Annotated in this window: 1 protein-coding gene; it reads right to left on the minus strand. The window is 68.0% G+C overall.

What is annotated here, in order from left to right; translation table 11 throughout:
* Nucleotides 1-547 precede the first annotated feature (547 nt).
* Nucleotides 548-1,895: MFS transporter (locus E1286_RS47090; protein ID WP_132623908.1), on the minus strand; the 1,348-nt coding region annotated here is incomplete at its 5' end.

Below are 1,895 nucleotides of genomic sequence, written 5' to 3' on the forward strand. Positions count from 1 at the left end.
CAGGGAGGGCGGCCAAGAAGAGGATGACCGCTGCGGTGATCAGAGCCGGCAGGAGGGCGCCTGCGGGCCGGGCTTTCCGGAGTGCGGCTGTGCGCCGAGTCGGCAGATGGGTGGCTGGGTGTGGAGCAAGCGTGTATCGAGCCGGTAGGTGGGCGCCTGTGTGGTGAGCCGACAGGAGGGCGGCTCTGGGCTGGGTCGGCAGGAGGTCGACCCTACGTCGAGTCGGCGTTCGTTTGGGCTGGTGCGGTGGTGTTGGTGGGCGCCAGTGTCCTTGTGACCCCCGGTATGGGGGATGGGGGGCGGGTGACGTGTGGCGGTCGAGTGTGGGTGCGGGCCCGTCGGAGGTGGTGGTGTGCGCGCCCGCGTGGTGGGCCGAGGACGGAGTGGTGGGGTCGGTGTTCATGGCGCGAGTTTCGCCTTGGCGACTCCCGCGGCGAGGGGGCGAACGTCGTTCTGTGGATAGAAGAGCGTTGGCGATGGTCGCCTGTGGATGAAGGCGCCGAGGAGCGGTGCGGAGCGGGCATGATGGGGGCGTGGCAGCGGGCGGCTAGTGACCCCAGTGGCGTTTGCAGGCGATCAAGCGGTCTATGCATTGATGGGGAGACGGCTGTACAGGGCTCGTTCCGAGGGGTGAGGGCTTGGGGCGGTTCGGGCGGAGGGGAGACGTCCAGATCCAGATGCTGCTGAGGGCTATGCCGGCCGCGCAGATGAGGATCACCGCGCGAAGGCCGATCAGTTCGGCCAGGAAGCCTCCGGCCAGGCCGCCCAGTGCCAGGACGCCCTGGACGGCGAAGGTCATGGTGGCGTTCACCCTGCCGCGGAGCTCCGGGGAGGCTTCCCGCAGGGTGATGGCGCCCATGCACGTGGCGAAGGCGACGACGATGCCGCCGGTGATCGTGCCGGTGAGAGCGAGAAGTGTGAGTTTCCACCAGAGAGGGCCGGTCAGCAGGCCCACCGCGAGGATCTCGATCGGAAAGAAGATCACAGAGCAGAGCAGGATGCGGTTCTCTCCGTAGCGCTTGGACAGACGAGAGGTCGCCCACGCGCCGAGCAGGCCGCCGACACCGCTCAGGGCTATGAGGACGCCGATCATGCCGTTGGGGATGCCGAGGGTGTTCAGCATGTAGAGCATGTAGACGGCCGTGTAGGCCATGGCGAAGAAGTTGATGGTGACGCCGGCGCCGAGCAGAGCACGCAGGACCGGGTGGGTGACACTGGCTTTCAGGCCCTCCATGACATCGCGCCACATGCCGCGGGAGGTGGCGGGGGTGGTCTTCTCGGGGGTACGGATGGTGCGGAGCATCAGGGCGGAGGCCAGGAACGACAACGCCTCCACGGCTACGGCGATCGGTGCCGTGAGGAGCTGAACGAGGAGACCGGCCAGGCCGGGGCCGCTGACCGAGGCGACAGAATAAGAGGCCTGGAAACCGGCCATCGCCTCTGTTCGTTGTTCGGGGGCGACCACGGCTGCCACATGAGGGAAGTTCGCGGCTTTGAAGAGGACTCCGGCCGCGCCGATGACCAGCGCGACGACGATCAACCAGGCGATGTTCAGGACGCCAAGGAGCCATGCGAGGGGGATCGTGATGGCGGCGACACAGGAGACGAGTTCGCAGGCGATCATCAGCGGGCGGTGACGGGTGAGCCGGTCGGCGATCGCGCCCGACTGGAGGCCGAGGAGCAGGGCCGGCACGAAGGCGGCCGCGGTGAGCAGGCCCATCTGGGACGGCGAGGCGGTCAACAGGGTGACGGCGGTCAGAGGGATGGCCAGTTTGGAGACCTCGGAGCCGGTGATCGAGACCGTGCGGGCTGTCCAGAGCAGGCGGTAGTCGCGCTGCTTCCGGAGAGGGGTCGGGGAGTTGTCGAAGTCTTGCGGGGGGCGGTGGGAGTCGAGC

The organism is Nonomuraea terrae (assembly GCF_004348995.1).
In the GTDB taxonomy this organism is placed as follows: Bacteria; Actinomycetota; Actinomycetes; order Streptosporangiales; family Streptosporangiaceae; genus Nonomuraea; species Nonomuraea terrae.